Annotated in this window: 22 protein-coding genes; 19 read left to right on the top strand and 3 right to left on the bottom strand. The window is 61.0% G+C overall.

Features of this window, described 5'->3' with window-relative positions:
- Nucleotides 1-5: 5 nt before the first annotated feature.
- The 14 genes from A3OQ_RS0118235 (at nucleotide 6) to A3OQ_RS0118165 (ending at nucleotide 11,638) form a co-directional block, all read left to right on the top strand.
- Nucleotides 6-488 carry a hydrogenase maturation protease gene (locus A3OQ_RS0118235; protein ID WP_020176871.1) on the top strand — a complete coding sequence of 161 codons (483 nt, stop codon included), beginning with the start codon at nucleotides 6-8 and terminating at the stop codon, nucleotides 486-488.
- Nucleotides 485-838 (top strand): hypothetical protein, encoded by a 354-nt coding sequence (locus tag A3OQ_RS22970; protein ID WP_020176870.1) that lies wholly within the window; start codon nucleotides 485-487, stop codon nucleotides 836-838. The genes A3OQ_RS0118235 and A3OQ_RS22970 overlap by 4 nt, the downstream gene beginning before the upstream one ends.
- Before the next feature lie 100 nt (nucleotides 839-938).
- Nucleotides 939-1,949 carry a tetratricopeptide repeat protein gene (locus A3OQ_RS0118225; protein ID WP_020176869.1) on the top strand — a complete coding sequence of 337 codons (1,011 nt, stop codon included), beginning with the start codon at nucleotides 939-941 and terminating at the stop codon, nucleotides 1,947-1,949.
- A 17-nt stretch (nucleotides 1,950-1,966) separates the two neighbouring features.
- A complete protein-coding gene (locus tag A3OQ_RS0118220; protein WP_152428520.1) occupies nucleotides 1,967-2,173 on the top strand; it encodes a hypothetical protein in 207 nt (68 codons plus the stop codon).
- Nucleotides 2,174-2,183: 10 nt separating this feature from the next.
- Nucleotides 2,184-2,405: a hypothetical protein gene (locus A3OQ_RS0118215; protein WP_020176867.1), complete on the top strand. Its 222-nt coding sequence runs from the start codon at nucleotides 2,184-2,186 to the stop codon at nucleotides 2,403-2,405.
- A 113-nt stretch (nucleotides 2,406-2,518) separates the two neighbouring features.
- Entirely contained in the window at nucleotides 2,519-3,385 is an 867-nt protein-coding gene (locus tag A3OQ_RS0118210) for a NifU family protein (RefSeq protein WP_020176866.1), read from the top strand.
- A 6-nt stretch (nucleotides 3,386-3,391) separates the two neighbouring features.
- A complete protein-coding gene (locus A3OQ_RS0118205; protein WP_020176865.1) occupies nucleotides 3,392-4,588 on the top strand; it encodes an NHL repeat-containing protein in 1,197 nt (398 codons plus the stop codon).
- A complete protein-coding gene (gene hypF, locus A3OQ_RS0118200) occupies nucleotides 4,585-6,969 on the top strand; it encodes a carbamoyltransferase HypF (protein WP_020176864.1) in 2,385 nt (794 codons plus the stop codon). Before A3OQ_RS0118205 ends, hypF begins: the two co-directional genes overlap by 4 nt.
- A 4-nt stretch (nucleotides 6,970-6,973) precedes the next feature.
- The gene (locus tag A3OQ_RS0118195) at nucleotides 6,974-7,252 is read left to right on the top strand and encodes a HypC/HybG/HupF family hydrogenase formation chaperone (RefSeq protein WP_020176863.1); all 279 of its coding nucleotides are present in this window, start codon (nucleotides 6,974-6,976) and stop codon (nucleotides 7,250-7,252) included.
- Between the two features lie 124 nt (nucleotides 7,253-7,376).
- Nucleotides 7,377-8,522 (top strand): hydrogenase formation protein HypD, encoded by a 1,146-nt coding sequence (hypD, locus tag A3OQ_RS0118185; RefSeq protein ID WP_020176861.1) that lies wholly within the window; start codon nucleotides 7,377-7,379, stop codon nucleotides 8,520-8,522.
- A complete protein-coding gene (gene hypE / locus A3OQ_RS0118180; protein WP_020176860.1) occupies nucleotides 8,519-9,601 on the top strand; it encodes a hydrogenase expression/formation protein HypE in 1,083 nt (360 codons plus the stop codon). The genes hypD and hypE overlap by 4 nt, the downstream gene beginning before the upstream one ends.
- An 8-nt stretch (nucleotides 9,602-9,609) precedes the next feature.
- Nucleotides 9,610-9,945: a hydrogenase maturation nickel metallochaperone HypA gene (hypA, locus tag A3OQ_RS0118175; RefSeq protein WP_020176859.1), complete on the top strand. Its 336-nt coding sequence runs from the start codon at nucleotides 9,610-9,612 to the stop codon at nucleotides 9,943-9,945.
- On the top strand, nucleotides 9,945-10,877 hold the full coding sequence (hypB, locus tag A3OQ_RS0118170; RefSeq protein ID WP_020176858.1) for a hydrogenase nickel incorporation protein HypB: 933 nt from the start codon (nucleotides 9,945-9,947) through the stop codon (nucleotides 10,875-10,877). The genes hypA and hypB overlap by 1 nt, the downstream gene beginning before the upstream one ends.
- Before the next feature lie 53 nt (nucleotides 10,878-10,930).
- Nucleotides 10,931-11,638, top strand: coding sequence for a HoxN/HupN/NixA family nickel/cobalt transporter (locus tag A3OQ_RS0118165; protein ID WP_020176857.1), 708 nt, complete (start codon nucleotides 10,931-10,933; stop codon nucleotides 11,636-11,638).
- 28 nt (nucleotides 11,639-11,666) lie between these two features.
- Here the strand turns inward: A3OQ_RS0118165 and A3OQ_RS0118160 are convergent, their stop codons facing one another.
- Nucleotides 11,667-14,096 (bottom strand): bifunctional diguanylate cyclase/phosphodiesterase, encoded by a 2,430-nt coding sequence (locus A3OQ_RS0118160; RefSeq protein WP_020176856.1) that lies wholly within the window; start codon nucleotides 14,094-14,096, stop codon nucleotides 11,667-11,669.
- A 252-nt stretch (nucleotides 14,097-14,348) separates the two neighbouring features.
- Between A3OQ_RS0118160 and A3OQ_RS0118155 the strand changes: the two genes are divergently transcribed.
- The 5 genes from A3OQ_RS0118155 (at nucleotide 14,349) to A3OQ_RS0118135 (ending at nucleotide 18,737) form a co-directional block, all read left to right on the top strand.
- Complete coding sequence (locus A3OQ_RS0118155) at nucleotides 14,349-15,572, top strand: BaiN/RdsA family NAD(P)/FAD-dependent oxidoreductase (protein ID WP_425280306.1); 1,224 nt, start codon at nucleotides 14,349-14,351, stop codon at nucleotides 15,570-15,572.
- Between the two features lie 44 nt (nucleotides 15,573-15,616).
- Complete coding sequence (locus tag A3OQ_RS0118150) at nucleotides 15,617-16,135, top strand: cupin domain-containing protein (RefSeq protein ID WP_020176854.1); 519 nt, start codon at nucleotides 15,617-15,619, stop codon at nucleotides 16,133-16,135.
- 183 nt (nucleotides 16,136-16,318) lie between these two features.
- Nucleotides 16,319-16,537, top strand: a complete 219-nt coding sequence (locus A3OQ_RS22965; protein WP_020176853.1) for a hypothetical protein — start codon at nucleotides 16,319-16,321, stop codon at nucleotides 16,535-16,537.
- Between the two features lie 182 nt (nucleotides 16,538-16,719).
- Nucleotides 16,720-18,237: an HAL/PAL/TAL family ammonia-lyase gene (locus A3OQ_RS0118140; protein ID WP_020176852.1), complete on the top strand. Its 1,518-nt coding sequence runs from the start codon at nucleotides 16,720-16,722 to the stop codon at nucleotides 18,235-18,237.
- Nucleotides 18,238-18,275: 38 nt separating this feature from the next.
- Entirely contained in the window at nucleotides 18,276-18,737 is a 462-nt protein-coding gene (locus A3OQ_RS0118135) for a hypothetical protein (protein WP_020176851.1), read from the top strand.
- Nucleotides 18,738-18,768: 31 nt separating this feature from the next.
- Here the strand turns inward: A3OQ_RS0118135 and A3OQ_RS0118130 are convergent, their stop codons facing one another.
- Nucleotides 18,769-21,948 (bottom strand): efflux RND transporter permease subunit, encoded by a 3,180-nt coding sequence (locus A3OQ_RS0118130; protein ID WP_020176850.1) that lies wholly within the window; start codon nucleotides 21,946-21,948, stop codon nucleotides 18,769-18,771.
- Nucleotides 21,945-22,994: an efflux RND transporter periplasmic adaptor subunit gene (locus A3OQ_RS0118125; RefSeq protein WP_026595994.1), complete on the bottom strand. Its 1,050-nt coding sequence runs from the start codon at nucleotides 22,992-22,994 to the stop codon at nucleotides 21,945-21,947. Before A3OQ_RS0118125 ends, A3OQ_RS0118130 begins: the two co-directional genes overlap by 4 nt.
- Nucleotides 22,995-23,028 lie beyond the last annotated feature (34 nt).

The raw sequence follows: 23,028 nt of genomic DNA, 5'->3' as shown, positions 1-23,028 counted from the left end.
TCGTCATGCTGGCGGTGATCGGCTGCGGCAATCTCAATCGATCCGATGACGGCGTCGGCGTCATCGTCGCGCAACGTCTCTTGGCCATGCCGAAACCGCCCGGCGCGCCGGTCAAAATATTCGATGCGGGCACGAGCGGGATGGACATTCTGTTCCAGGCGCGCGGCGCGCGAAAGCTCGTCGTCATCGACGCATCTTCGAGCGGTTCGGAGCCGGGCGCCATTTTCGAAGTGCCGGGTTCGGAACTCGAAAACAGGCCGACGCCAAGCTATACGCTGCATGATTTCCGCTGGGATCACGCGCTTTACGCAGGCCGCAGAATCTGGGCCGACGACTTCCCCGCCGACGTGACGGTTTTTCTGATCGAGGCGGCTTCGCTTGGCTTCGGTCTCGATCTTTCGCCGCAAGTCGCTCGCGCCGCCGACACCGTAACGCAGCGCATCGCGGCTTTGATCGCGCAGCATTGCGAGATGGACGCGGCGCGATGAGCGAGACCGGCTCCATGCCGCTGCGCCTTCATCGCGATCATCTCTATATCGACGCGGCGGCCTTCGATGCACATCTGCCGCGCGTCTTAAGCGTCGCTCTGGTGCGCGAGGCCGACGATCTCCTGATCTTTCCGGTCGCTTCGGCGGATGCGGGCGGCTTTCTCGTCAAACAGGTGAATGCACGTGGCGACCGTGCCATCCATGCCGCCGACTTCTTTCGCCTGAACGGGATCGATGACATGCAGGACATCAAGCTCGACGCATGGCCGAACCCGGCGATCGCAGGCTTTGTCGTCCGCGATCTTTTTCGCATTAATGCAAATCAAGTTTGCACATCGAAAATAATATAGACTTGATTTTGAGCCCAGCGTAGTTTTGTCCTCAAGTCTGAATGACAGCTCATTCGTCATCGATTGAGCCTAAAAAAATTGGCGTCTGGGAGTGAGTGAAATGCCGTCGCGCGCCGAGTCCGAAGTGAAAGCGGCATTGGCCGCCGTCGATGCGGAAGATGCATCGCTCGGCGAAAAAATCGAGATGTTGATGGAAATGGCCATGGGTCTGCAGACCCGGCCGAAAACATCCGAGGATTTGCAGCAAGCCGTTCTCCTTTACGAAAAGGCGCTTGAGCTTTGCCCGGCAGAACTCTTCCTTTTGCGCGGCAGACTGCATGCGCGCCTTGCAACGGCGCTGCAGGCGATGCCTTCGAACGATCTCGGTCTTCTGAAAGAGGCGCAGCGCAATCTCGAAGCCGCGCGCGACATTCTCAAGCATGACGGCAGCCCTGAGGAAATGGCCGAGCTCGAAATGAATCTCGGCCTCGTCCTGCAAAATCTTGCCAGCGCCAATGCGGCGCCGATCACCGCGGCGATTTCCGCCTATCAGCGGGCATTGCGCACCTTCGACGCCAAAGCCTTTCCGAAGGAATATGCGATCCTGCAAAACAATCTGGCGACGGCTTTTCTGTCGATTCCTTTCTCGGACGAACGTGCGAAAATGCGCGAGGCGCTGGCCGTGCAGGCCTTTCAAGAGGGCTTGAAAGTCGTCAACATCATCGAGCATCCGAGCGAATATGCGATGCTGCAGAATAATCTCGGCAATGCGCTGCAATATGTCTCGTCAAGCCATTCGGTCGAAAATTGCCTGCGCGCGCTCGACGCCTATGACGAGGCTTTGAAGGTCCGCACCCGCGCGACCACGCCGGCCGAATATGCGAATACGATCGCCAATTACGCCAATTGCCTGCGCAATCTTCCAGACGATGTAGAGCGGCCGGAACTTGGCAATCGCGCGAACCTCGGCAAGGCACTCAATCAATATCACGAGGCCGTGGAAGTCTTCACAGCCTTCGGCGAAACGCAGAAGGTCGAAGTGGTCAACGAAATGATCGTCGAGATCGAAGCGGAGCTTGGGCAAATGGATCACGCTGGTGTGCCGGTGGCATCCGCCGTCGGCATTCAATAAAGCATGAGATGGGGGAAATGATGGGCGGAGCGTTGTTACTCGGGCTTTTGGCTGTGGTGCTCGGGATTGTGTTTTCGATTCTCGGCGGCGTTGCCGGAGGCGTTTATATCGGCGGCAAGGCGCTTGGTAATGAGCTCGCGGCGATGATGGGCGGATTCTATGGACCGCTCGCCGGCGCCGTCGGCGTCTTTGTCGGCACCATCATCGCGCTCATCGTGTTTTGAGGACATTCAAATGTTTGAAATGGCGAAATCCTCCATCACCCTGTTCTTTCAAGGCAAGCTCTTCCGCAATCCGAACGAGGTCATGCGCCAGCTTGCGATCGGTATCGGCCTGACAATTGTGATCTTTCTTGTTCTCGTCAAATTCACCGGGCTGCTGATCGCCGCGGTGATCGCAGGATTCATCGGCGGCGCCGTGCAGCCGGTGCTGTTCAAGGATTTGAAGTACCGCTGAGCGAAGCCTGTTTTGATTGATCGCACTTTCCGGCGGCGAACCGGTTTCCATTTCGCCTGAGACTGCTCAGGTGCCGACGCGGGTCAACCGGGCGGCGATCGAGGGAGGCGACCATGAACGCGCATGCGCACCCATCGGCGGAGAATGAGCCAAGCTTCGATTCGCTGACGGGCGATATCGAGCGCTTCGCGGCTTTGATCGCCAATTGGGAGGAGTCGCAGCGCACGGTCGCTTTTGCCCATCGCCAGGCGATCGACGCCTTGCATAAGGCGGCGCTGCGCAAACTCATCGCCGAAGTGAAAGTGGCCCCGGGCGCGCTCGATGCGCTGCGCCGCGCCGCGAGCGATCCATTGGTCTATGGCGTATTGCGCTATCATGGTCTCATTCAGCCGAGCCAGCAGGAAAGGCTCGACACCGCCTTGGCATCGGTGCGGCCGATGCTCGCCGCGCATGGCGGCGATGTCGAGCTTGTCGCTTTCGTGCCGCCCGACACCGTAGAGGTTCGTTTCCTCGGCAATTGCGACGGCTGCTCGGCTTCGACCATGACCTTCGTCGCAGGCGTCAAGCGTGCGATCGAAGAGCATTGCCCCGAGATCAAACAGGTACGGCAAGTCAAAAGCGCCGCGAGCAGCGTGACCAAGGCAAATTTCACGAGCCCCTTTGTCGATACCGGCATATGGACGCTTGCGATCCTTCTCGATACGATTCCGGAAGAAGGCATCGCGACCGCGGCCGTCGAAGGCACCCCGCTTCTCTTTGCGCGCAAGGACGGCATCGTGAGCTGCTTTCAGGATGCCTGCGCGCATCTCGGACTTCCGGTGTCGGGCGGTCCCGTCGGCGACGGCTTTATCCGCTGTCCTTTTCACGGGTTCAAATATGACCTCATGACCGGTGAATGCCTGACGGCGCCGGAAGTGCAATTGCGGTCCGTTCCCGTTCGCGTCGACGGCAATCGCGTCGAAATCAGACTCGAGGTTTGAGAGATCATGCGCGTTTCGCTCAGGCCAGCCGTTGAATTGAGTTATCCGCCGGCCTCGGCGGCGCCGCTGCCTTTGGCCCTCCTCGATCCGGCGGGGCCTGAACTTATTCTGGGCTCCGAGGTCTGCGGCTTCGATCTCACAAAACCCGTCACACCCACCGCGGCAACGCTTTTTGGCCCGCGCGGCGCGGCGCTCGCCACACCGGACGGACCTCTCTTTATCGCCGATACGGGCCATCATCGTCTGCTGATCTGGCATAAATTGCCGGCCCAGGATTATGCGCCGGCCGACGCGCTGATCGGGCAGGCGGACTTTTACCGTGAAGGGCGCAATGCCAAGGGCGAGCCTTCGGCTGCCACATTCAATGTGCCGACGGGCGTCTCTGCAACGGCGACCACACTTGCCGTCGCCGATCCCTGGAATCATCGCGTCCTGATCTGGCACGGCCTGCCGATGACCGATAATCGGCCCGCCGATGTCGTCCTCGGCCAGGCCGATTTTACATCGGTCGCTGCCAATCGCGGCGGCGAGCCCGCGGCCGATACGCTCAATTGGAGCTATGGCGTGACGCTGGCCGGTTCGCGCCTCATCGTTTGCGACACGGGCAATCGCCGTGTTCTGATCTGGAACGAGATCCCGCGGCGAAACGGGACACCTGCCGATCTCGTTCTCGGTCAGACCGAAATGACCTGCCGCGACGAGAACGGCGGCATGGGCATAGACATGCATGGCATGCGCTGGCCACATAGCGCGACGCTCTGCGGCGACATGCTCCTGGTCTCGGATTCCGGCAATAATCGCATCATGGTTTGGAACGCTCTGCCAAACAGCGATGGCGCGCCGTGCCATCATCTCATCGGCCAGACCGATCCGTCAGCCTGCGAGCATAATCGCGCGACCTATTGGCCCGATGCCGCGAGCCTCAACATGCCATATGCCTGCGCGGCCGTCCCGGAAGGGATCGCCGTCGCCGATACCGCTAATTCGCGGCTGCTCAGCTTTGCGCAAGCGGAGATCACCAAAAGCGGCGCGGCGCATCGGCTTGCCGGACAGCCGGACTTTCACGCAAAGGGCGACAATCGCTGGCAGGCACCCCAGCGCGATAGCTTCTGCTGGCCCTATGGGCTAACCTCATGTGGCGACAGACTGGTCATTGCCGATTCCGGCAATAATCGCGTCATCATCGCGAGGCTTGCACCATGACCGCGAGCATCGAAGCGCCCGCTGCCACAGAGATCCGCATTCGCGGATTGGTGCAGGGCGTCGGCTTTCGCCCGACAGTCTGGCGTGTCGCGACACGGCTCGGGCTTGCTGGCGATGTGCGTAACGATGCCGAAGGCGTTTTGATCCGCATCGCTGCCGAGGCCGATCTTGCCGAGCGGCTCATTGCCGATCTCAGGGCCGAATGCCCGCCGCTCGCACGGATCGATTCTGTCGAATATAGCGAGGCAGAGGTGCCCGTTGGTGACGACCGGTTCCGCATCGCCGAGAGCGAGCCGGGCACCATGCGTACCGAGGTTGCCCCCGATGCCGCCACATGCCCCGCCTGCCTTGCAGAGGTCCGCGATCCTTTTGCGCGGCGGTTCCGCTATCCTTTCACCAATTGCACGCATTGCGGGCCGCGCCTCTCGATCATCTGCGAGGCGCCTTACGACCGGGCCCGCACGACCATGGCGGGCTTTGAACTCTGCGAAACCTGCCGCGCCGAATATGAAGACCCAAGCGACCGGCGCTTTCATGCGCAGCCGATCGCTTGCCACATCTGCGGGCCACGCGTCAGTCTCGGAAAATTCAATGGCGGCGCGGTCGAATTCTCGGCCTTCAGCATGCTCGACGATGTCGATGCCGCGGCGGGCATGCTGCTCAAGGGCCATATCGTCGCGATCAAGGGACTTGGCGGCTATCAGCTCGCCTGCGACGCGACCAATGCCGAGGCTGTGACGCGGCTGCGCCAGCGCAAGCAACGCTACACGAAGGCTTTCGCGCTGATGGCGCGCGATCTCGACGTGATCCGCCATTATGCCGAAGTGAGTCCGGTGGAGGAGGCGGCCTTGACGAGCACCGCCGCGCCGATCGTGCTGCTCGATGCGCGCGGGCCTTTGCACCTTCCAGACGATGTCGCGCCGGGCCTTGCGACGCTTGGCTTCATGCTGCCCTCGACGCCTTTGCATCATCTGATGTTCCGGCGGCTCGACTGTCCGATCGTGATGACCAGCGGCAATCGCTCCGACGAGCCGCAGATCATCGACGACGAGACTTCGCGGACGGACCTCGCTCCTATCGCCGATTTTCTTCTGACCCATGATCGCGGCATCGCCACGCGGCTGGATGATTCCGTTCTGCGTGTCGCGGCAGGTGTGCCTCGGCTCATCCGTCGTGCGCGCGGCTTCGCGCCGTCGCCCATTGCTTTGCCCGCAAGTCTCGCCGCCGCGCCACCTTTGCTCGCCTTGGGCGGAGAATTGAAAAACACCTTCTGTCTCGTCAAGAACGGGCAGGCGATCCTCTCGCAGCATGTAGGCGATCTCGAAGATGCGCATCGCCTCAGCGACTTTGAGAAAAGCCTCGATCTCTTCCAGTCGCTTTATGCGCATCGCCCGAAGGCCATCGCCGTCGATCTGCATCAAGATTATCTTTCGACCCAGCTCGGCCGTCAGCGCGCCCGTGATGAAAACTTGGCCGTCATCGCCGTCCAGCATCATCATGCCCATATTGCAAGCTGCATGGCCGAGAACGGAATCGAACAAGGCGACGGCCTGGTGCTCGGCATCGCGCTCGATGGGCTCGGCCTAGGCGATGACGGCACCTTATGGGGCGGCGAGTTTATGCTTGCCGATTACACCTTCTATCGGCGCGTCGGGACGTTCAAGCCTGTGGCTCTGCCGGGGGGAGCCAAGGCGATGCAGGAGCCTTGGCGCAACGCGCTCGCGCATATTCTGGCGGAAATGGGCTGGCCCGCCTTCGCCATGAATTTTTCCGGCACGCCGTTGCACGACTTCCTGCTGTCAAAGCCGGTCGATACGGTCGCTTCCATGATCAAGCAGGGGGTCAATAGCCCGCCGGCGAGTTCCTGCGGCCGCCTGTTCGACGCCGTGGCGGCGGCGGCCGGCATCTGCCGCGATGAAATTTTTCACGAAGGCGAAGCCGCGATGCGGCTCGAAGCGCTCGTCACCGCCGAAGATCTGGCGGCGGTTGACGAAGACCTTGCCTATCCGTTCGGGATTCCGAAGCTCAAAGACACTGGGCTTCCCTATATCGAGCCCTTGGCCATGTGGCAGGCGCTGCTCGGCGATCTCTACGAAAACGCGCCGGCCTCCCTCATCGCTGCGCGCTTCCATAAAGGGCTCGCAAAGGCCATCGTCACATTGGCCTGCAAAGCTGCGCTCGATGGTGAGACGCGGGTGACGCGGCGCGTTGTGCTCTCGGGCGGCGTCATGCAGAATCGCTGGTTGGCTGAAGAACTGACGCGCCGCTTCGAAGCTGAGAATTTCGACGTGTTCTTACAAGCCAAAGTGCCGTCGAACGACGGCGGTCTTTCGCTCGGCCAGGCAGCCGTGGCGGCGGCGCTCTTAGCGCGGGAAGGGTGAATTTATGTGTCTCGGCATACCCGGACAAATCACTGCCATCTCGGACGCGGAGCGCAAGCTCGCGACAGTTGATGTCAGCGGCGTCAAGCGCGAAGTGAATATCGCCTGTATCATCGGCGACCGCGCGATCGATGAATGTATCGGCGACTGGGTTCTGGTCCATGTCGGCTTTGCCATGAGCGTGATCGACGAAGCGCAAGCGGCCGAGACCTTGCGGATTTTGATCGAACTCGGCGAAGCCCAGCAGGAAATAGCGGCTATGCGAACGTCTGGCCGGGCTTAGGGCATGATCGCAAAAAGGTCCGGAGTTTTGGATAAGATCATGCGTTTAAGGAATACTTCGAGCATGCTTATGGTCCAATTCATGGCGATGATACTTTAGCGCGGTACGGAGCAAGGAGGCGGTCATGCAATATGTCGATGAATTCCGCGATCCAGACAAAGCCGCGAGTCTGATTACGGCCATCAAAGAGCTGACGCAAAAGCTGGAGATTTCGTCCGAGAAGCCTTTGCACATCATGGAAGTCTGCGGCGGCCATACGCATGCGATCTTCCGCTATGGCATTTCGAACATGCTACCGCCTGAAATCGAATTCGTTCATGGACCGGGCTGCCCGGTCTGCGTTTTGCCCATGGGGCGCGTCGATGATTGCGTCGCGATTGCCGAGACGCCCGGCGTGATCTTTACGACCTTTGGCGATGCCATGCGCGTGCCGGGCTCGAAGAAGAGCCTGCTGCAGGCCAAAGCCGATGGCGCCGATATCCGCATGGTCTATTCGCCGCTCGACGCTCTGGCGCTCGCGCGTGACAACCCGGATCGCGAAGTCGTTTTCTTCGGCCTGGGCTTCGAGACGACGGCGCCTTCGACTGCCTTTACCGTGCTGCAGGCGGAAGCTGAGGGCGTCAAGAATTTCTCGCTCTTCTGTAATCACATCACGATCATTCCGACGATGCAGGCGATCCTGCAATCGCCGGAGCTTCGCATCGACGGCTTTCTCGGCCCCGGCCATGTGTCGATGGTGATCGGCACGCGGGTCTATGAGTTCATCGCGGCGCATTATAAAAAGCCGCTGGTCGTCGCGGGCTTCGAGCCGCTCGATGTTCTGCAATCAGTTTGGCTTGTCTTGAAGCAGATCGCTGAAGGCCGCGCGGAGATCGAAAACCAATATGGCCGCATCGTGCCGCCCGACGGCAATCAGGCTGCGCTCGCTGCGATCGCGCGTGTCTTCGAGACGCGCGAATTTTTCGAATGGCGCGGCTTGGGTTCGATCGAGCATTCCGGCGTGCGCATGCGCGAGGCCTATGCGAATTTCGATGCCGAACGCAAATTCGCCATGCCGGCCTTGCAGGTCGAAGATCCGAAGGCGTGCGAGTGCGGCGAGGTGCTGAAGGGTCTTATCAAGCCGTGGCAATGCAAAGTCTTCGGCACGGCCTGCACGCCGGCGACACCGCTCGGCGCTTTGATGGTGTCGTCGGAGGGCGCCTGCGCTGCCTATTATCAATATGGCGACCTGGAGGGGCTGCGCGACAGGCGCGCGGCTGATGCCGCATGACGAAACAAGAGCCGCTTTCGGCGCTGCGCCCGCAGCGCAAGATGCGCGACGGCATTCATGTCGCGAAGGTGAGCCTTGCGCATGGCGGCGGCGGCAAGGCCATGCGCGACCTGATCGACGATGTGTTTGTCCAGGCCTTCGACAATCCGGCGCTGGCGCCGCTCGAAGATCAGGCGCGTTTCAAGCTTGCCGATCTTGCCCTGCATGGCGACCGGCTGGCGTTCACTTCGGACTCCTTCGTCGTCGATCCTTTGGAGTTTCCGGGCGGCGACATCGGCAAGCTCGCCATCTGCGGCACGGTCAATGATCTCGCCGTCGGCGGCGCCAAGCCGCTGTATCTTTCCTGCAGCGTCATCATCGAAGAAGGCGTCGATGTTGCCTTTCTGCGCAAGATCGCGGCTTCGATGGCAAAGACGGCAGCGGCGGCCGGAGTCGCCATAGTTACAGGCGATACGAAAGTCGTCACCAAGGGGGCTTGCGACAAGCTCTTCATCAATACGGCCGGGATCGGAATCATTCGCGACGGCCTCGATTTTGGCGCGCATCGTGCCGAGCCAGGCGATGCGATCCTGGTCAATGGGCTTCTCGGCGATCATGGCGCGGCGATCCTTGCCGCGCGAGGGGATCTGCGCCTTACGACGGCGATCGAAAGCGATTGCGCGCCGCTGAATGGGCTGATCGATGCTCTGATCGCCGCCTGCCCGCAGGTGAAATTCATGCGCGATGCGACGCGCGGCGGCCTTGCGACCGTGCTCAATGAAATCGCCGAAGCCTCGGGCGTCGGCATAGAGATTATGGAGGGCAAGACGCCGTTGCGGGAAGAGGTCAAAGGCTTTTGCGAGATCCTGGGGCTCGATCCGCTCTATCTCGCCAATGAAGGCAAGATCGTCGCAGTGGTGCCGGGACATTTGGCGGAAATTGCATGCGCGGCTATGGCAGCGCATCCACTCGGACGCGATAGCGCGATTATCGGGCGTGTGTTGCAAGGTCCCGCCGGACGCGTCGTGATGCAAACCCATTTTGGCGGCAAGCGCATCGTCGACATGCTTGTCGGCGAGCAATTGCCCCGTATCTGTTGAGGCGCGCGATGCACGAGATGGGGATCACGCAATCGATCGTTGCCATCGTCGCCGAACAGGCGGCTGGCCGCAAAGTCAAACGCGTGACACTCGAAATCGGTAAGCTCGCGGCCGTCATGCCGGATGCGATCCGTTTCTGCTTCGATGTCGTGGCGCAGGGTAGCGTGCTCGATGGAGCGGCGCTCGATATCATCGAAATTCCCGGCCGTGCCCGCTGTCTCGATTGTGGCGGCGAGGTGATGCTTGCCGAGGTTTTCGGGAGCTGCGCCTGCGGCTCGCGCAAGCTTGAGCGGCTCGCGGGCGAAGAGCTGAACATTAAAAGTATGGAACTGGAGACAGTGTGATGTGCGCGACCTGCGGATGCGACGACGATGCAAAGATCACGGTCACTGATCTCCAGACCGGCCAGCAAGATCATATGGAGAGAGTGGCTTCGGGGCAGGCGGCGCATTCCTCCCATGATCATCATGGCGACGGACATCATCACGACCACGATCACCCGCATGATCACGATCATGATCATCTGCACAGCCACGATCACGACCATGACCACCACCACGATCATGCAGCGCCTACCGCGCTCGCAGCCGTTGCCGGCCTTCACGCGGTAACCGTCGATCTCGAACGCGCGATCCTCGACAAGAACGACAGGCTCGCCGAACGCAACCGCGCCTGGTTCGAGGGCCGCGAAATTCTGGCGCTCAATCTGGTCAGCTCGCCGGGCGCGGGCAAGACGACTTTGCTCGAGCGCACCATCCGCGATTTGAAATCTGAGATTCCAATCAACGTTATCGAAGGCGATCAGCAGACGCTGAACGACGCCGAGCGCATCAAGGCGGCAGGCGCGCCGGCGGTCCAAGTGAACACGGGCACTGGTTGCCATCTTGAGGCCGACATGATCCGCCGCGGGGTCGATTTTTTGCGGCCCGCGTTCGGCTCGCTGCTGATGATCGAGAATGTCGGCAATCTCGTCTGTCCGGCCTTGTTCGATCTCGGCGAGCGCGCCAAGGTCGTGGTTCTGTCCGTCACCGAAGGCGACGACAAGCCGCTCAAATATCCGCATATGTTCAGGGCGGCGGAATTGATGATCATCAGCAAGATCGATTTGGCGCCGCATGTCGATTTCGATCTCGACCGCTGCGAGGCCATGGCACGCGAGGTCAATCCGGACATTCGGTCGATTCGGCTGTCGGCGCGAACCGGCGAGGGACTGGGCGACTGGTACGAATGGCTGCGGCAGGCAAGGGTGCGTGCCGCGCTTCCTGCGGCTCAATAGGGCAAGCGCGGGCAGGCGGTTGGATTTTTCAGCACGTTTCGGAAAGCAATCTCATGGTCTCGCCGCTTGTCTTTGGTTTCGTTCTGGGCCTCCAGCATGCGTTCGAGCCCGATCATCTCGCGGCGATTTCGAGCCTCATCGCGGATAAGACCGGCGTCAGGCGGCTGACCGGCCATGGCGTCGTCTGGGGTCTGGGTCATTTGCTGACTTTGACTTTCGTTGGCGGCCTGCTCCTCTTCGGCAAGATGCAGCTCGACGCAAAAGTCACCGGCACGTTGACGCTTGCCGCGGGCGCGATGCTGATCGCGCTTGGGCTCAATGTCTTCTATCGGTTGCTGCGCGATCGCATTCATTTTCACGCGCATGATCACGCGGAGGAAGATCGGCGGCACTTCCATGCCCACAGTCATCGCACGGAGGCTTTGCCGCATCGGCAAAGCCCGCATGATCACGATCACAGGAGCCTGCTGCGGCCTCTGGCGGTCGGCGTCATGCACGGACTTGCAGGCTCGGGCGCGATGGCTGTTCTGGCGGCGACGACCGCCGGCACCACGGCGACCGGCATGATCTTTCTGCTCCTCTTCGGCTTTGGCTCGATTATCGGCATGGGGACCATGTCGGTTTTTCTGGCCGTGCCTTTGACGCTCACGGCGGGCACCTTGACCTTCGCCAACCGATGCCTGCAAGCCGGCGCAGGTGTTTTCTCGCTGTTGATCGGCGCGACGGTGATTGCCGGAAGTTTGGAGCGCGTTCTGGGCTGAGGCGTCGGTTTCTATGTTGGCAGCGCGCTCACGCGACGTCGCGCAGCTTTCCGTTAGACAGCATTTTATCGACTTCGGATGCCGGCTGCGGCTGGCTTAAAAGAAAGCCTTGCACCTGGGTGCAGCCCTCGGTTCGCAGCAGCGCCAATTGTTCTTTCGTCTCGACGCCCTCGGCCGTCGTCGCGATGCCCAAGCTTTTTCCAAGCCCGGTGACGGCGCGGACAATGGCAAGAGAATCGCCCCGCGCCGCAAGCTCATGCACGAAGGACTGATCGATCTTGATCTTGTCGAAAGGGAAGCTGCGCAGATAGCTCAGCGAAGAATAGCCGGTGCCGAAGTCGTCCATCGAGATATGGACGCCGAATTCGCGAAGCTGGTGCAAGGCGACCAGCGTCGCTTCACTATCCTGCAAAAGCACGGATTCGGTAATCTCGATCTCCAGCCGTCTTGGTTCCAGACCCGCCGCGGTAACAGACGCAATGATTGAGGATACGAGATTGGGGCTCTTGAACTGCGCCGGAGACAGGTTGACCGCGACGCTGACATGCTTCGGCCAGCCGGCGGCATCCTGGCAGGCTTTTTGAAGCACCCAGCCGCCGATCGGAATGATCAAGCCGCTCTCTTCCGCGAGCGCGATGAAGCTTTGCGGCATGACCATTCCACGAAGCGGATGGTTCCATCGCACGAGCGCTTCGAAGCAAATGATCCGATCGGTTTCGAGATCGTAGATCGGCTGATAATAGACTTCGAATTCGTCTCGCACGAGGGCAGCGCGCAAGTCGATCATCATTATGCGTCGGGCTTGGGCGCGGGCATCCATGCCCGGTTCGAAGAAGCGATAGGCGCCTCTTCCATCCGCCTTGGCCAAATAGAGCGCCATATCGGCGTTTCTCAGCAATTGATCGGGATCGGTCCCGTCATTTGGTGCGACTGAAACGCCGACGCTCGCTCCGATGACGATTTGCTGCCCTTGGATGTCGTAAGGGGCGGCCATGACTTCGACCAGGCGGCTTGCTAGAGCCGCGGCATGCGACACTTGCAATTCGCCGCCTGTTTGCACGATAGCAAATTCGTCTCCTCCAAGTCTCGCGACCGTGTCGCTTTTACGAACGCAATCGCTCAGACGGCCAGCGACTTCTTTGAGAAGATCGTCGCCGACCGGGTGACCGAGGGAGTCATTGACGTCTTTGAAGTGGTCGAGATCGATACAGAGCACGGCGACTTGCTCATTGCGCGCTGTGCGAACGAGCGCCTGCTCCAGTTCTTCGCGAAACAATGTGCGGTTCGGCAGATTGGTCAAGGCGTCGTGCCGTGCCATATGGGCGATCTGCGCCTGAGCCTCCTCCCAATCCGTGATGTCTTCGATGGTGGTGACCCAGCCGCCGCCCTGCATCGGGTGATCGACGAGGCGCAGCGTATGTTCGCCAGCGGCCTCGATAATCCTCGAAATGGATTTGCCTTCTTTGAGCTTCGCGACCAATTGCGTGTAATAGATCTCGGGATCCTCTTCGAAATCTCCCGACTCTCCCCGCTGCTTGAGCAGGTCGATAAGGTGGCGCCCGTTCAACGATGAACTTGAGAACTTCGTCATCGCCGCATAGCGTTCGTTGAATAGGACGACGCGGCCGTCCGCATCATACATGCAGACCCCTTGCGACAGATTTGCCAGGGTGGCGTCGAGCAGGACCTTCTGCTGCTGCAGCTTCTCCTTCGATTGGCGATCGGACAAAGCCGCGACGAGGCACATTCCCAGAATGAGCGCCGCCATTCCGGCAAGGAGAGCGGAAATAGCTTCGGGCGAGAAGGGCTCTTCGCCTGAAATAGGCGTCTGGTCCGGCACGAAGAGCATGGCGGCCATCGCAATGAAATGCGTCGATATGACAGCAAGCGTCAGCAGACTGACTGCCGCGACCGTATTGGGCCAATCGTTGCGCCTGGCAGCGACAAAGAACGCGAGAGCGCTTATCACCGCGCCGGACACGACCGCCGCGGCGACCAGATCGAGCGACCAGGTCACGCTGCCCGGCAGATCGAGCGCGGCCAGTCCGGTGAAATGCATCACCGCGATGCCGAAGCCCACGACCGCGCCGCCGATGACGCCGTGCCAGCGGCCGAAACTGCCCAAGGCTATAATAAGGCCCGCCGCGGTTGTCAGAATGGCGAGGAGCAGAGAGGTGATGGTCAGTGCAAGACTATAGCCCGCGCCCAGACTATGCTGATAGGCGAGGAGTGCGATGTAATGCGTTGCCCAGATGCCGTAGCCCGTCGCAGCCGCATCCAAGCTCAGCCAAACCCAGCGTCCGCGCCCCGTGGACGCTTCGGCCCGGTGGAACAGGCTGATGGCGACGACGCTCGCGAGGAAACAGACGACGCTTGCGAGAACGACAAGCCGCCAATCGTGTTCAACCATCAGACGCGTGAAGATTTGACCCATAAAGGACACCGAAGGCCCGAACATAGCTCCTGCGGATATCCCGCCGTTTCGTTACAAATTCGCATTCGCCATCGTTAAAGTTCTAAACCAGCCAGCGAAACCGAAGCACACCGTCAGTTTAAGCTTGGTGGGAAAACGTGAAACAACAATTGTCTAGGCCAAGACAGCGGTCCGTTAACCGCGCTTCAGTCCAAGCCATACTCGACTAGGCACTCGGCCGCCGGTCGTCCATAAAGAGCCGTGGACAGTCATTTCCCCTTAAATCGCAGCGCCGCCATTATCGGGGGAGGCCCCGCTGGGCTCATGGCCGCCGAGACGATCGCGCGCGCCGGGGTCGCCGTGACCCTGTTCGAACGGATGCCGAGCGTCGGCCGCAAGCTGTTGATGGCCGGGCGCGGCGGTTTGAACCTCACCCATTCGGAGCCTGTCGCGCATTTCCCTGCGCGCTACGGCGGCGCGGCGCATTGGATGGACGCTTTGCTGGAGGCTTTTCCGCCGAGCGCCTTGATCGAATGGTGTGAAGGGCTCGGACAGGCAACCTTCATCGGCAGCAGCGGACGGGTCTTCCCGAAAGCGATGAAAGCCAGTCCTTTGCTGCGCGCCTGGCTCCAGAGGCTGGAAGGTATGGGAGTGCGCTTCGTGACCCGCGCGCAATGGACGGGCTGGGACGGGACCCGTCTGCGCTTTGCGGATGGGACCACCTATGCCGCCGATGCCGTCGTTCTTGCTTTGGGTGGCGCTTCCTGGCCGCGGCTCGGAGCGGATGGGAGCTGGATGGGGTTTTTGTCCGATGTCGAAATCACGCCGTTGCGGCCGGCGAATTGCGGCTTCGTGGTCGAATGGTCGGATATCTTCCGCGCGCGCCATGCGGGTGCGCCATTGAAGCGCGTAGCCCTCTCTTTTGAAGATTCGAGAGTCGAAGGCGAGGTCATGATCACCGCGAAGGGCATCGAAGGCGGCGCAGTCTATGCGTTGGCGGCAGTGTTGCGCGATTCGATCGCGCACGATGGCTCCGCTCTGCTGCACATCGATCTCTGTCCGGATGTGAGCCTCGAGACACTCGCCGGGCGGCTGGATGTGGCGCGCGGCGGTGCCTCCCTGTCCAATTTTCTACGCAAGCGCGCGGCCCTGTCGCCGGCTGCCATCGGTCTGGTGCAGGAAGCGCTGCACAGCGGCGAAGCCAAGCCTCTCGCGCCGCTCCTCAAATCGCTGCCGTTGCGGGCGATGGCGCCGTTCGGATTGACGCGTGCGATTTCAACGGCGGGCGGCATCGCGCTCACTGAGCTCGACGAACATCTGATGTTGAGGCGCAGGCCAGGCGTCTTCGCGGCCGGCGAAATGCTGGATTGGGAGGCGCCGACCGGCGGCTATTTGCTGCAGGGCTGCATGGCGACCGGCGTTGCCGCAGGGCAGGGCGTCCTCAACTGGCTGCGGCGGGACCGGGACAATCAGAAACCGCCGAAGACCGAAAATGGATGGTTTGTCGAAACGGGCCGCTGACCATAGTTGAAGGGCCGAGGCCACAAAGACCGGAGGGAAGATTCATGAGCGATATGATTCCAAACCGCCGCGACCTGTTGATCGCGCCCCTGCTTGCCGTCGCCGCCACATCCTTCGGGATCGAAGCGGGGCAGGCGGCGGGCGTCGATCCGGCGATGACCCTCATCACGCCGCGGGACAAAATCCCCTGGCAGCCCCTCTATAATTTTCCGCCGGGCATGGCCGAACAGGCCAATATGGCCGGCGCGGTCGGCGAGCCGGGCCAATATTTCGTGCTGATCCGGTGGCACCCGGGCTTTATGAGCGCCCCCCATTATTACGAGACGGACCGTCTTTGCATCGTGGTTTCGGGGACCTGGTATGTGGCGAGCGGCGAGGATTTCGCGCCTGAGGCGACAGTGCCGGTCCCAGCGGGCTCCTTTGTGCGCCGCGTCGCCAAGACACCGCATTATGACGGTGTGATCAAAAGCGCGGCCGAGCCTGCGATCATCGCCATTACCGGCTTCGGACCGATTCATTATCATTTGATCGATCCGAGCAAACCCGGCTGGCGAGAGGTCTGATCTTTTGATCTGTCCGCCCTTGGGGCCGGGCCCTTGGCAACCGCTCCCGCCGGCCTACCGGCGGTTTTTTTATGGATTCTTGTGATTCTACCCCGTTTGAGGGGCGATAGACGGCTGGCTTTCAGCCGAAAAGATCGCTCCATCGCGACCTTGCAGAGCAGATCATCCTAGTCCGAGTCGAATATGGTCAAAGACCCTCTTTCAACAGCTCCAGCCTACCGGCTGTTTCATATCGCCGACGACGGACACATCAAAAAATCCGACGTTCTCGAAGCCTTGAGCGATGCTCATGCGCTTATGCTTGCGCGGTCGCTGATGAACGGAAGCCCGGTCGAGATTTGGGACAGAGCGCGCCGCGTCGCGCGGCTCGGACCCGAGCCTTTAGAGAGCTCCTTCTTCTAACCGCGCGACGAATTTACCGCTTCCCCAAATAGCGCGCTTAAGGGCGTCGTGAATACGAAGCTATTGCTATAATGTCGCTTTCTCGTCCCGCCACCTGGGACGAGCCGGCACGGAGCAGCTTCCTTTATGTCCATCCCTGATGCGTTCGATCCGGCCTCTCGGCGGGCGGGAGGCACGGCGCCATGACGGCGGCCGGTCCTTCGGATCCCCTCGAACTGTCGGATCAAAGAGAGCTCGGCCTTGCCGATTTTCTGCGCGCGATGGTGCACGCGGCGCCGATTGCAATCGAGACGGCGACGCTCGGCCGGATGGACGCGGCTTTTGAGGCCGCGAAGCGCGAGGCGGCACGCGCCGATGTCTACGGCTTTTCCACGGGGCTTGGCCCGATGGTCACGGTCGCCGTGCCGCCCGAGGCGGCGCTCGACCTGCAATATAACCTCATTCGCAGCCATGCAGCGGGGATGGGAGAGCCGCTTTCGGTGGAGCTTTCCAGGGGCGTGATGCTCGGGCGCCTGCGATCGCTCGTCGGCAATCGCTCCGCCGTGCGCGGCGAAGTCGCGATTCATCTGGCTCGTCTGTTCAATGCTGGCCTCGCGCCCTTCATTCCGCGCAAGGGCGGCGTCGGCGCGAGCGGCGATCTCGTGCAGCTCGCGCATCTTGGCCTCCTCGTCATCGGCGAAGGCCAGTGCTGGTTCAAGGACCAAAAGCGCTCCGCGCCGGAAGCCTACAGGCTTGCCGGCCTCGAACCGCTGCGTCTCGAATTTCGCGACGGGCTCGCTTTGGTGAATGGTACCTCCGCCATGACGGCCATGGGGGCGCAGGCCTGCGCTTATGCGCGCCGCCTTCTCGACTGCGCGGTCGCTCAGAGCTGCATTCTGATCGAAATCCTCGGCGCCAGCATGGAGCCCTATGCGGCAGCGCTGCATGATGCGAAACGCCACGAAGCGCAAAGCGATGTCGCGCGGCGGATGCGCGACCATCTGGCGGACGCGGATGGCCTTGCGTCCAGCCGCGCACCAACGCAATTGCAGGCGCCTTATTCTGTTCGCTGCGCGCCGCAGATTCTGGGCCCGATCTATGAGGGGCTCGCCTTCGCCGAACGCGCCATTGCCGACGAGCTCAATTCCGTATCCGACAATCCGGTTTTCGACGCGCAAACGGGCGCGGCGCTGCATGGCGGCAATTTTCATGGCGAGCCGGTGGCTCTCGCCTTGGACGTGCTGAAGATCGCGGTGGTCAAATGCTCGCTTCTGATGGAGAGGCAACTTAATCTTCTCTTGAACGATGCCATCAACGGGCAATTGCCGCCTTTCCTCAATCTCGGCCGCATCGGCGTCGAATTGGGGTTGCAAGGCGCGCAATTCACCGCGACTTCGACCGCAGCAGAAAATCAATCGCTCGCCTATCCGATGAGCCTGCATACGATCCCGAGCAATAAGGACAATCAGGACATCGTCAGCATGGGCGCGAACGCGGCCTGGATGGTGCTGCAAACGCTCGGCAATGCCTTCGACATAGCAGCGATCCTCGCCGTTGCTCTCTCGCAGGGCGTGGAAGCGGCCGGAGCCGAAGCGCGGCTGTCGTCGCGGTCGCGCGCGCTGATCGAGCGGCGGCGCGCGATCGCGCCTGTGTTTCGAAGCGACGCGGCGCTCTCCGAACGCCTCGCGGCCATGAGCCAAATGTTGAAGGAAGAGCGTTAAACGCCTATAGCGGCGCTGAGCCTTTTTCGGGGATCACCATGCACAGACACGAGACGCCCGGTGATGTCCGGGCCATTCCGGCGCAACTCCTGGATCGCGGTTTCCGGCTCCTGGTGCTGCGGGAGTTTCGCGAGGTCGATCAGCCGCCGTCTTTGGCTTGGATCCAGCAATATGTGTTGCGCGATGTGCATCGCGTTCAGCGCCACGGCATATTTTTCGGCAGCACGTTTCTGCCCGAGATCATGCAATGGATGAGCGAACTCCTGGGCCGCCCATCGCTGCATCCGCCGGATTATCCGGCAAGCCCCGCCTATCGCAACAAGGCTTGGCCGTCCTTCCTCTGGCATCAGGAAAATCGCGTTTGGGACGGCGATATTCAAACGGTCGAGTGGTATGCCGACGTCGTCTTCGTCGATCAGGCCTCATTCGATGCCTTTATCGCACGCTGGCAAGATCGTCTGGGCGGGCATGAGGCCGAGGCGCTGCGCGCCGCGCCGTGACAAACGCCGCGCAAGCATCGGCTGCGGCAAGTCAATCGGAGCTGGCCGGTGTCGGCGCGCGATGGAGCAATACATTGTCCTGGTGAGCAAAACGGCCGAAGCGCAATGTCAAGGTCGGCAGGATGAGCAGGTTCAGTATCGACGAGCTGAAGAGGCCGCCAAGGATCACCATTGCCATCGGGCCTTGAATTTCGCGGCCCGGCTCGCTCATGCCCGCCGCAAGCGGAAGCAAGCCGAGAGCGGTGACGAGAGACGTCATGACGATTGGCGTCAAACGATCGCCCGCCCCCTTGATCGCCGTTTTCAGATCCCATGGCATGTCCTCGGCAACGACCAGCTGCTCGTAGTGCGAAATCATCATGATCGAATTGCGCAAGGAGATCCCAAACAGGGCGACAAACCCGACCATCGACCCTATCGTCAGCGTGGCGCCGGTGAAATAGATCGCGATGACGCCGCCCACGAGCGCGAATGGAATATTGACGAGGATCAGAACGAGATTGCGCCAGTTTTTCGTGATGATCGACAGCAGTAGAAGAACTCCGGCGAAGGCCATGAGCGAATGAACGATCAAATCCCGGCGCGCTTGCGCTTGCGCCTGAGCCGAACCGGCGAATTCGACGTAGACACCCGCCGGCAATTTGACCTTCGCCACTGCCTTCTGCGCATTTGCCACATAGGAGACGACGTCGCCGCCGCTGACGTCGGCTGTCACGGTCTGAAGCCGATGCGCACTGAAATGATCCACTTGATAGCGGCCGGTCGTTTGGTTCACATCGGCGACCTGGCGCAATAAAACATAGGTTCCGCTCCGCGTGCGAATAGGAAGATCGGCGATCTTCGCCACACTGTTTCTGCTATCGGTGTCGAGCAACGTTATGATGTTGAAGGCGCGGTGCCCATCATAGGCCTGTCCGACGACGTCGCCTTGATACGCGGTCCGGACGATGTCGAGGACATCGACGGCGGTCAGCCCCCACCTGACGAGATCATCCTCGCGGAGCCTGATGGTCAGTTGAGGCGTGGCGGCCGGCGTCCGCAGCCGCACGTCTCTCGCGCCATGGACGCTTGCCATCGCGGTCGAGACTTTCGCGGCAACCTCATCGAGCTCGTTGAGATCGTTCCCGTAGATATTTGCAGCGACGGCCGCGGTATTGCCCGACAGGGTTTCTTCCACCCGTTCCGTCAGGAAAGGCTTCAATGAAAAATTGAGACCTGGAAAACCGAGAAGTGCCTTTCGTATGTCGGCATCGGCCGCGCTGAGTTCGGCACCCGATAGTCCCGGCTGCAAATCGACTTCGATCTCGCTGTAATTTGTTCCCCAAGTATCATCCGCGGATTCGGCTCGACCGACCCGTTGCGAGATCGATCGGATGGAAGGCACTTCGACGAGGGCCTTCGTAACCAGCAAACCGAGGCGCTCCGATTCCGCGATCGATGTCCCGGGAATCGCCGTCATATGCAGCGTATAGTGGCCTTCCTTGAATTCGGGAAGAAATGCGCTGCCGAAAAAAGGCAATAGCCCAGAGCCGCAGATTGTGAAGGCCGTGGCGGCCGATATGACGGCTGTCGGATGCTTTGCGATTTTCGCAAGCAGGCTTTCATAGGGTCCGCGGATCCACCGGACCAAGGGCGGCGGCCGCTCCACGTCCTGCTGCGAGCCTGTTTTTCCCGTCAGGAGCATCATGCAGAGCGCTGGCGTGACGGTCAGGGCAATGATCAAAGAGGCAACGAGCGCGAGGATGTAGGCCAAAGCGAGAGGCGCGAAGAAGCGTCCCGCAATGCCCGGCAGAGTCAGCACAGGAATAAACACCAGCATCACGATGAAGGTCGCATAGACGACGGCGCTTCTGACTTCGAGCGAGGCGTCGAGCACCACGCGCGCGGCGGGCCTCGGCTGGGCCTTGTGCCGGTTTTCGCGCAGGCGCCGTACGATATTTTCGACGTCGATCACCGCGTCGTCGACGACTTCACCGATAGCGATCGCAAGACCACCCAATGTCATCGTGTTCAGCGTCACGCCAAAGCTGTTCAGGACGATCACAGCGGCCAAAAGCGACAAGGGAATCGCAATGCACGATATCGCCGCCGTTCTGATATCGAACAAAAACAGGAACAGCACGACGATCACGAAAACGCCGCCGAGCAGAAGCGCGTCGCGCACGCTCTTCGTCGCCACATCGATAAAAGTCGCCGGACGAAAGAGGGTCGTGTCGAGTTCCATGCCTTGGCTCTCGAGCGCGGGTCTCAGCGCGGCGAGCGCCTCCTCCACCCGTCGCGTGACCTCCACCGTGTTTGTTCCGAACTGCGCCGAGATAACGAAAATGACGCCGGGCCGGCCCATAATGGTCGCACCGCCGATTGCCGGTTCCGGGGCGTCCGCAATCGTGGCGAGATCTGCGAGAGTGACGCTTGAAGCGCCGCTTGTGGTGACGACGGTGCGTCCGACCTCAACCGGGTTGATGGCCTGCCCTTCGCTGCGAAAGACGATGCGCTGGTTGGGCGTGTCGAGAAAGCCGGCGCCGCGCACAGCCGTAGCCTTACGCGAGGCGGCAACGACGTCTTCGAGGCCAATGCCGTACCGGATCAATGCCTCGGGATGAACCTGAATCTGGATGGAGCGAACATCTCCACCAAAGACGGCGACTTTCGAGACGCCGGGGACAGCAAGAAGGCGCAGGCGCACCGTCCAGTCGGCCGATGTTCTGATGTCCATCAGACTTTTCGTTTCCGACGTCAAACCCGCCACGAGGACAGTGCTGCTCGACGAGGTAAGCGGTGTCAGCACGGGCGGCTTTACGCCGGCCGGAAGTTGCTGTGCCGCATTGGCGAGACGCTCGGCAACGACCTGCCGGTCGAGGTAGATATCGCTCCCCGCGTCGAAGATCACGGTAAGAACAGAGAGCCCTTGCGTCGACGTGGAGCGAAGCGAGCGGATGCCCGAAACTCCACTAATGGCATTCTCAAGCGGTTGCGTAACCAGAACTTCGATTTCTTCGGCGGCAAGCCCCGGCGCCTCCGTCTGAATGCCGACCTGAGGCGGCGCGAATTCGGGAAATACATCGTATTTCGCCTGAGTGACCGACAGGGCACCGTAAACAAGAAGCAGCAGGCTCAAGGCGACGACGATACGTCGAAATTTGATCGCCGTTCCGATAATCGCAGGCTGGAGCCCGGCTGGGGGCCGCTCTACGAGACCGTCGTCCGTCAATTGTCACCCTCATCGGGCTGCATCTGGTTTTTGGATTCCTCAGACAGCAGTGTTTGCGCACCCGCGATGACGACAAGCTTGTCATGCGGCCAGCTCGCCGCCGGCAATACATATCCTCCGCCCGCGGTGGGAGCAGCTTCTTCGCTGATCGCCCGGCGTTCAAACTTATCCGATCCAGCTTGAACGTACATCCAGGGCCTTCCGGCCTGCCAAATAACGGCCGAGGGCGGTATGTCGATGCCGGGCTTGGCCTCGCCATTGGGAAACATCGCGGCCACGGTGAGTCCGGCCAATGCGCCGGGAGCACCTGGGATCGTGTAGAAGAAGCTGACGTTTGGAATTTTAGGATCCGCCTGCGTGGCCTCCGAGATAAAATCGGCTTCCGCGGTTGAACTGCCGCCGAAGGTCACACTGATTTTCTCAGGCGCTTCGGCCACCGCTCCCGGCTGTAAGGTCAGCTGTATGAGACGGATTTTATGACGGACAAGTTGCTCCGCTAGTTCCGATCGTTCGACGATTGCCTGGCCGAGGACCGGCCCCCATTCCTGAATCGCGGCATTTCTGGCGGCCTCGAGCTGGGCTTGTGCCGCTTCGACGGCCGCGGCATCCATCTTATAGGTCGCGTCCGCCAACTCAGCCTGAGAGGCGGACGACGGAAACAGCTTCAACAGATTTTGCGCGCGCGCATTTGCCGTCTTCGACGCCTCCAGCTTGATTTCCGCTGACTTGAGCTGCAGAGTTGCCGTGAGGGCGTTATTGTAAAGGCCTGTCAGCCGGTCCAAGGGCAGAATGACGCCGTAGGCGCGCGCTTGTCCTTGATAGGCGATTTCTCTGGGTGCGGCGGTTTCAATACCGCCTTTTTCCTGAGCTTCGGAATCCAGTTTGACGATCGCCTCGTCCGGCTTCGGCCCGGCGGCTTTAGCGGCCTTTGGCTCGTCATTGGCGTCAAGCGCAACCTTCGAGTCGGATATCTGGGATTTCGAAACCAGGAAATACCCGACAATCAAGACGAAAGCTAAGAGCGCCACGCCGCGCACGCTCTGCATCAGAGCCCGTGCGAAAACTGACCGCTGGCCGGAT

The sequence above is a fragment of the Methyloferula stellata AR4 genome (genome assembly GCF_000385335.1).
Lineage (GTDB): Bacteria > Pseudomonadota > Alphaproteobacteria > Rhizobiales > Beijerinckiaceae > Methyloferula > Methyloferula stellata.
The sequence above is the reverse complement of the archived record's forward strand: the minus strand, read 5'-3'. Positions and strand labels throughout refer to the sequence as shown.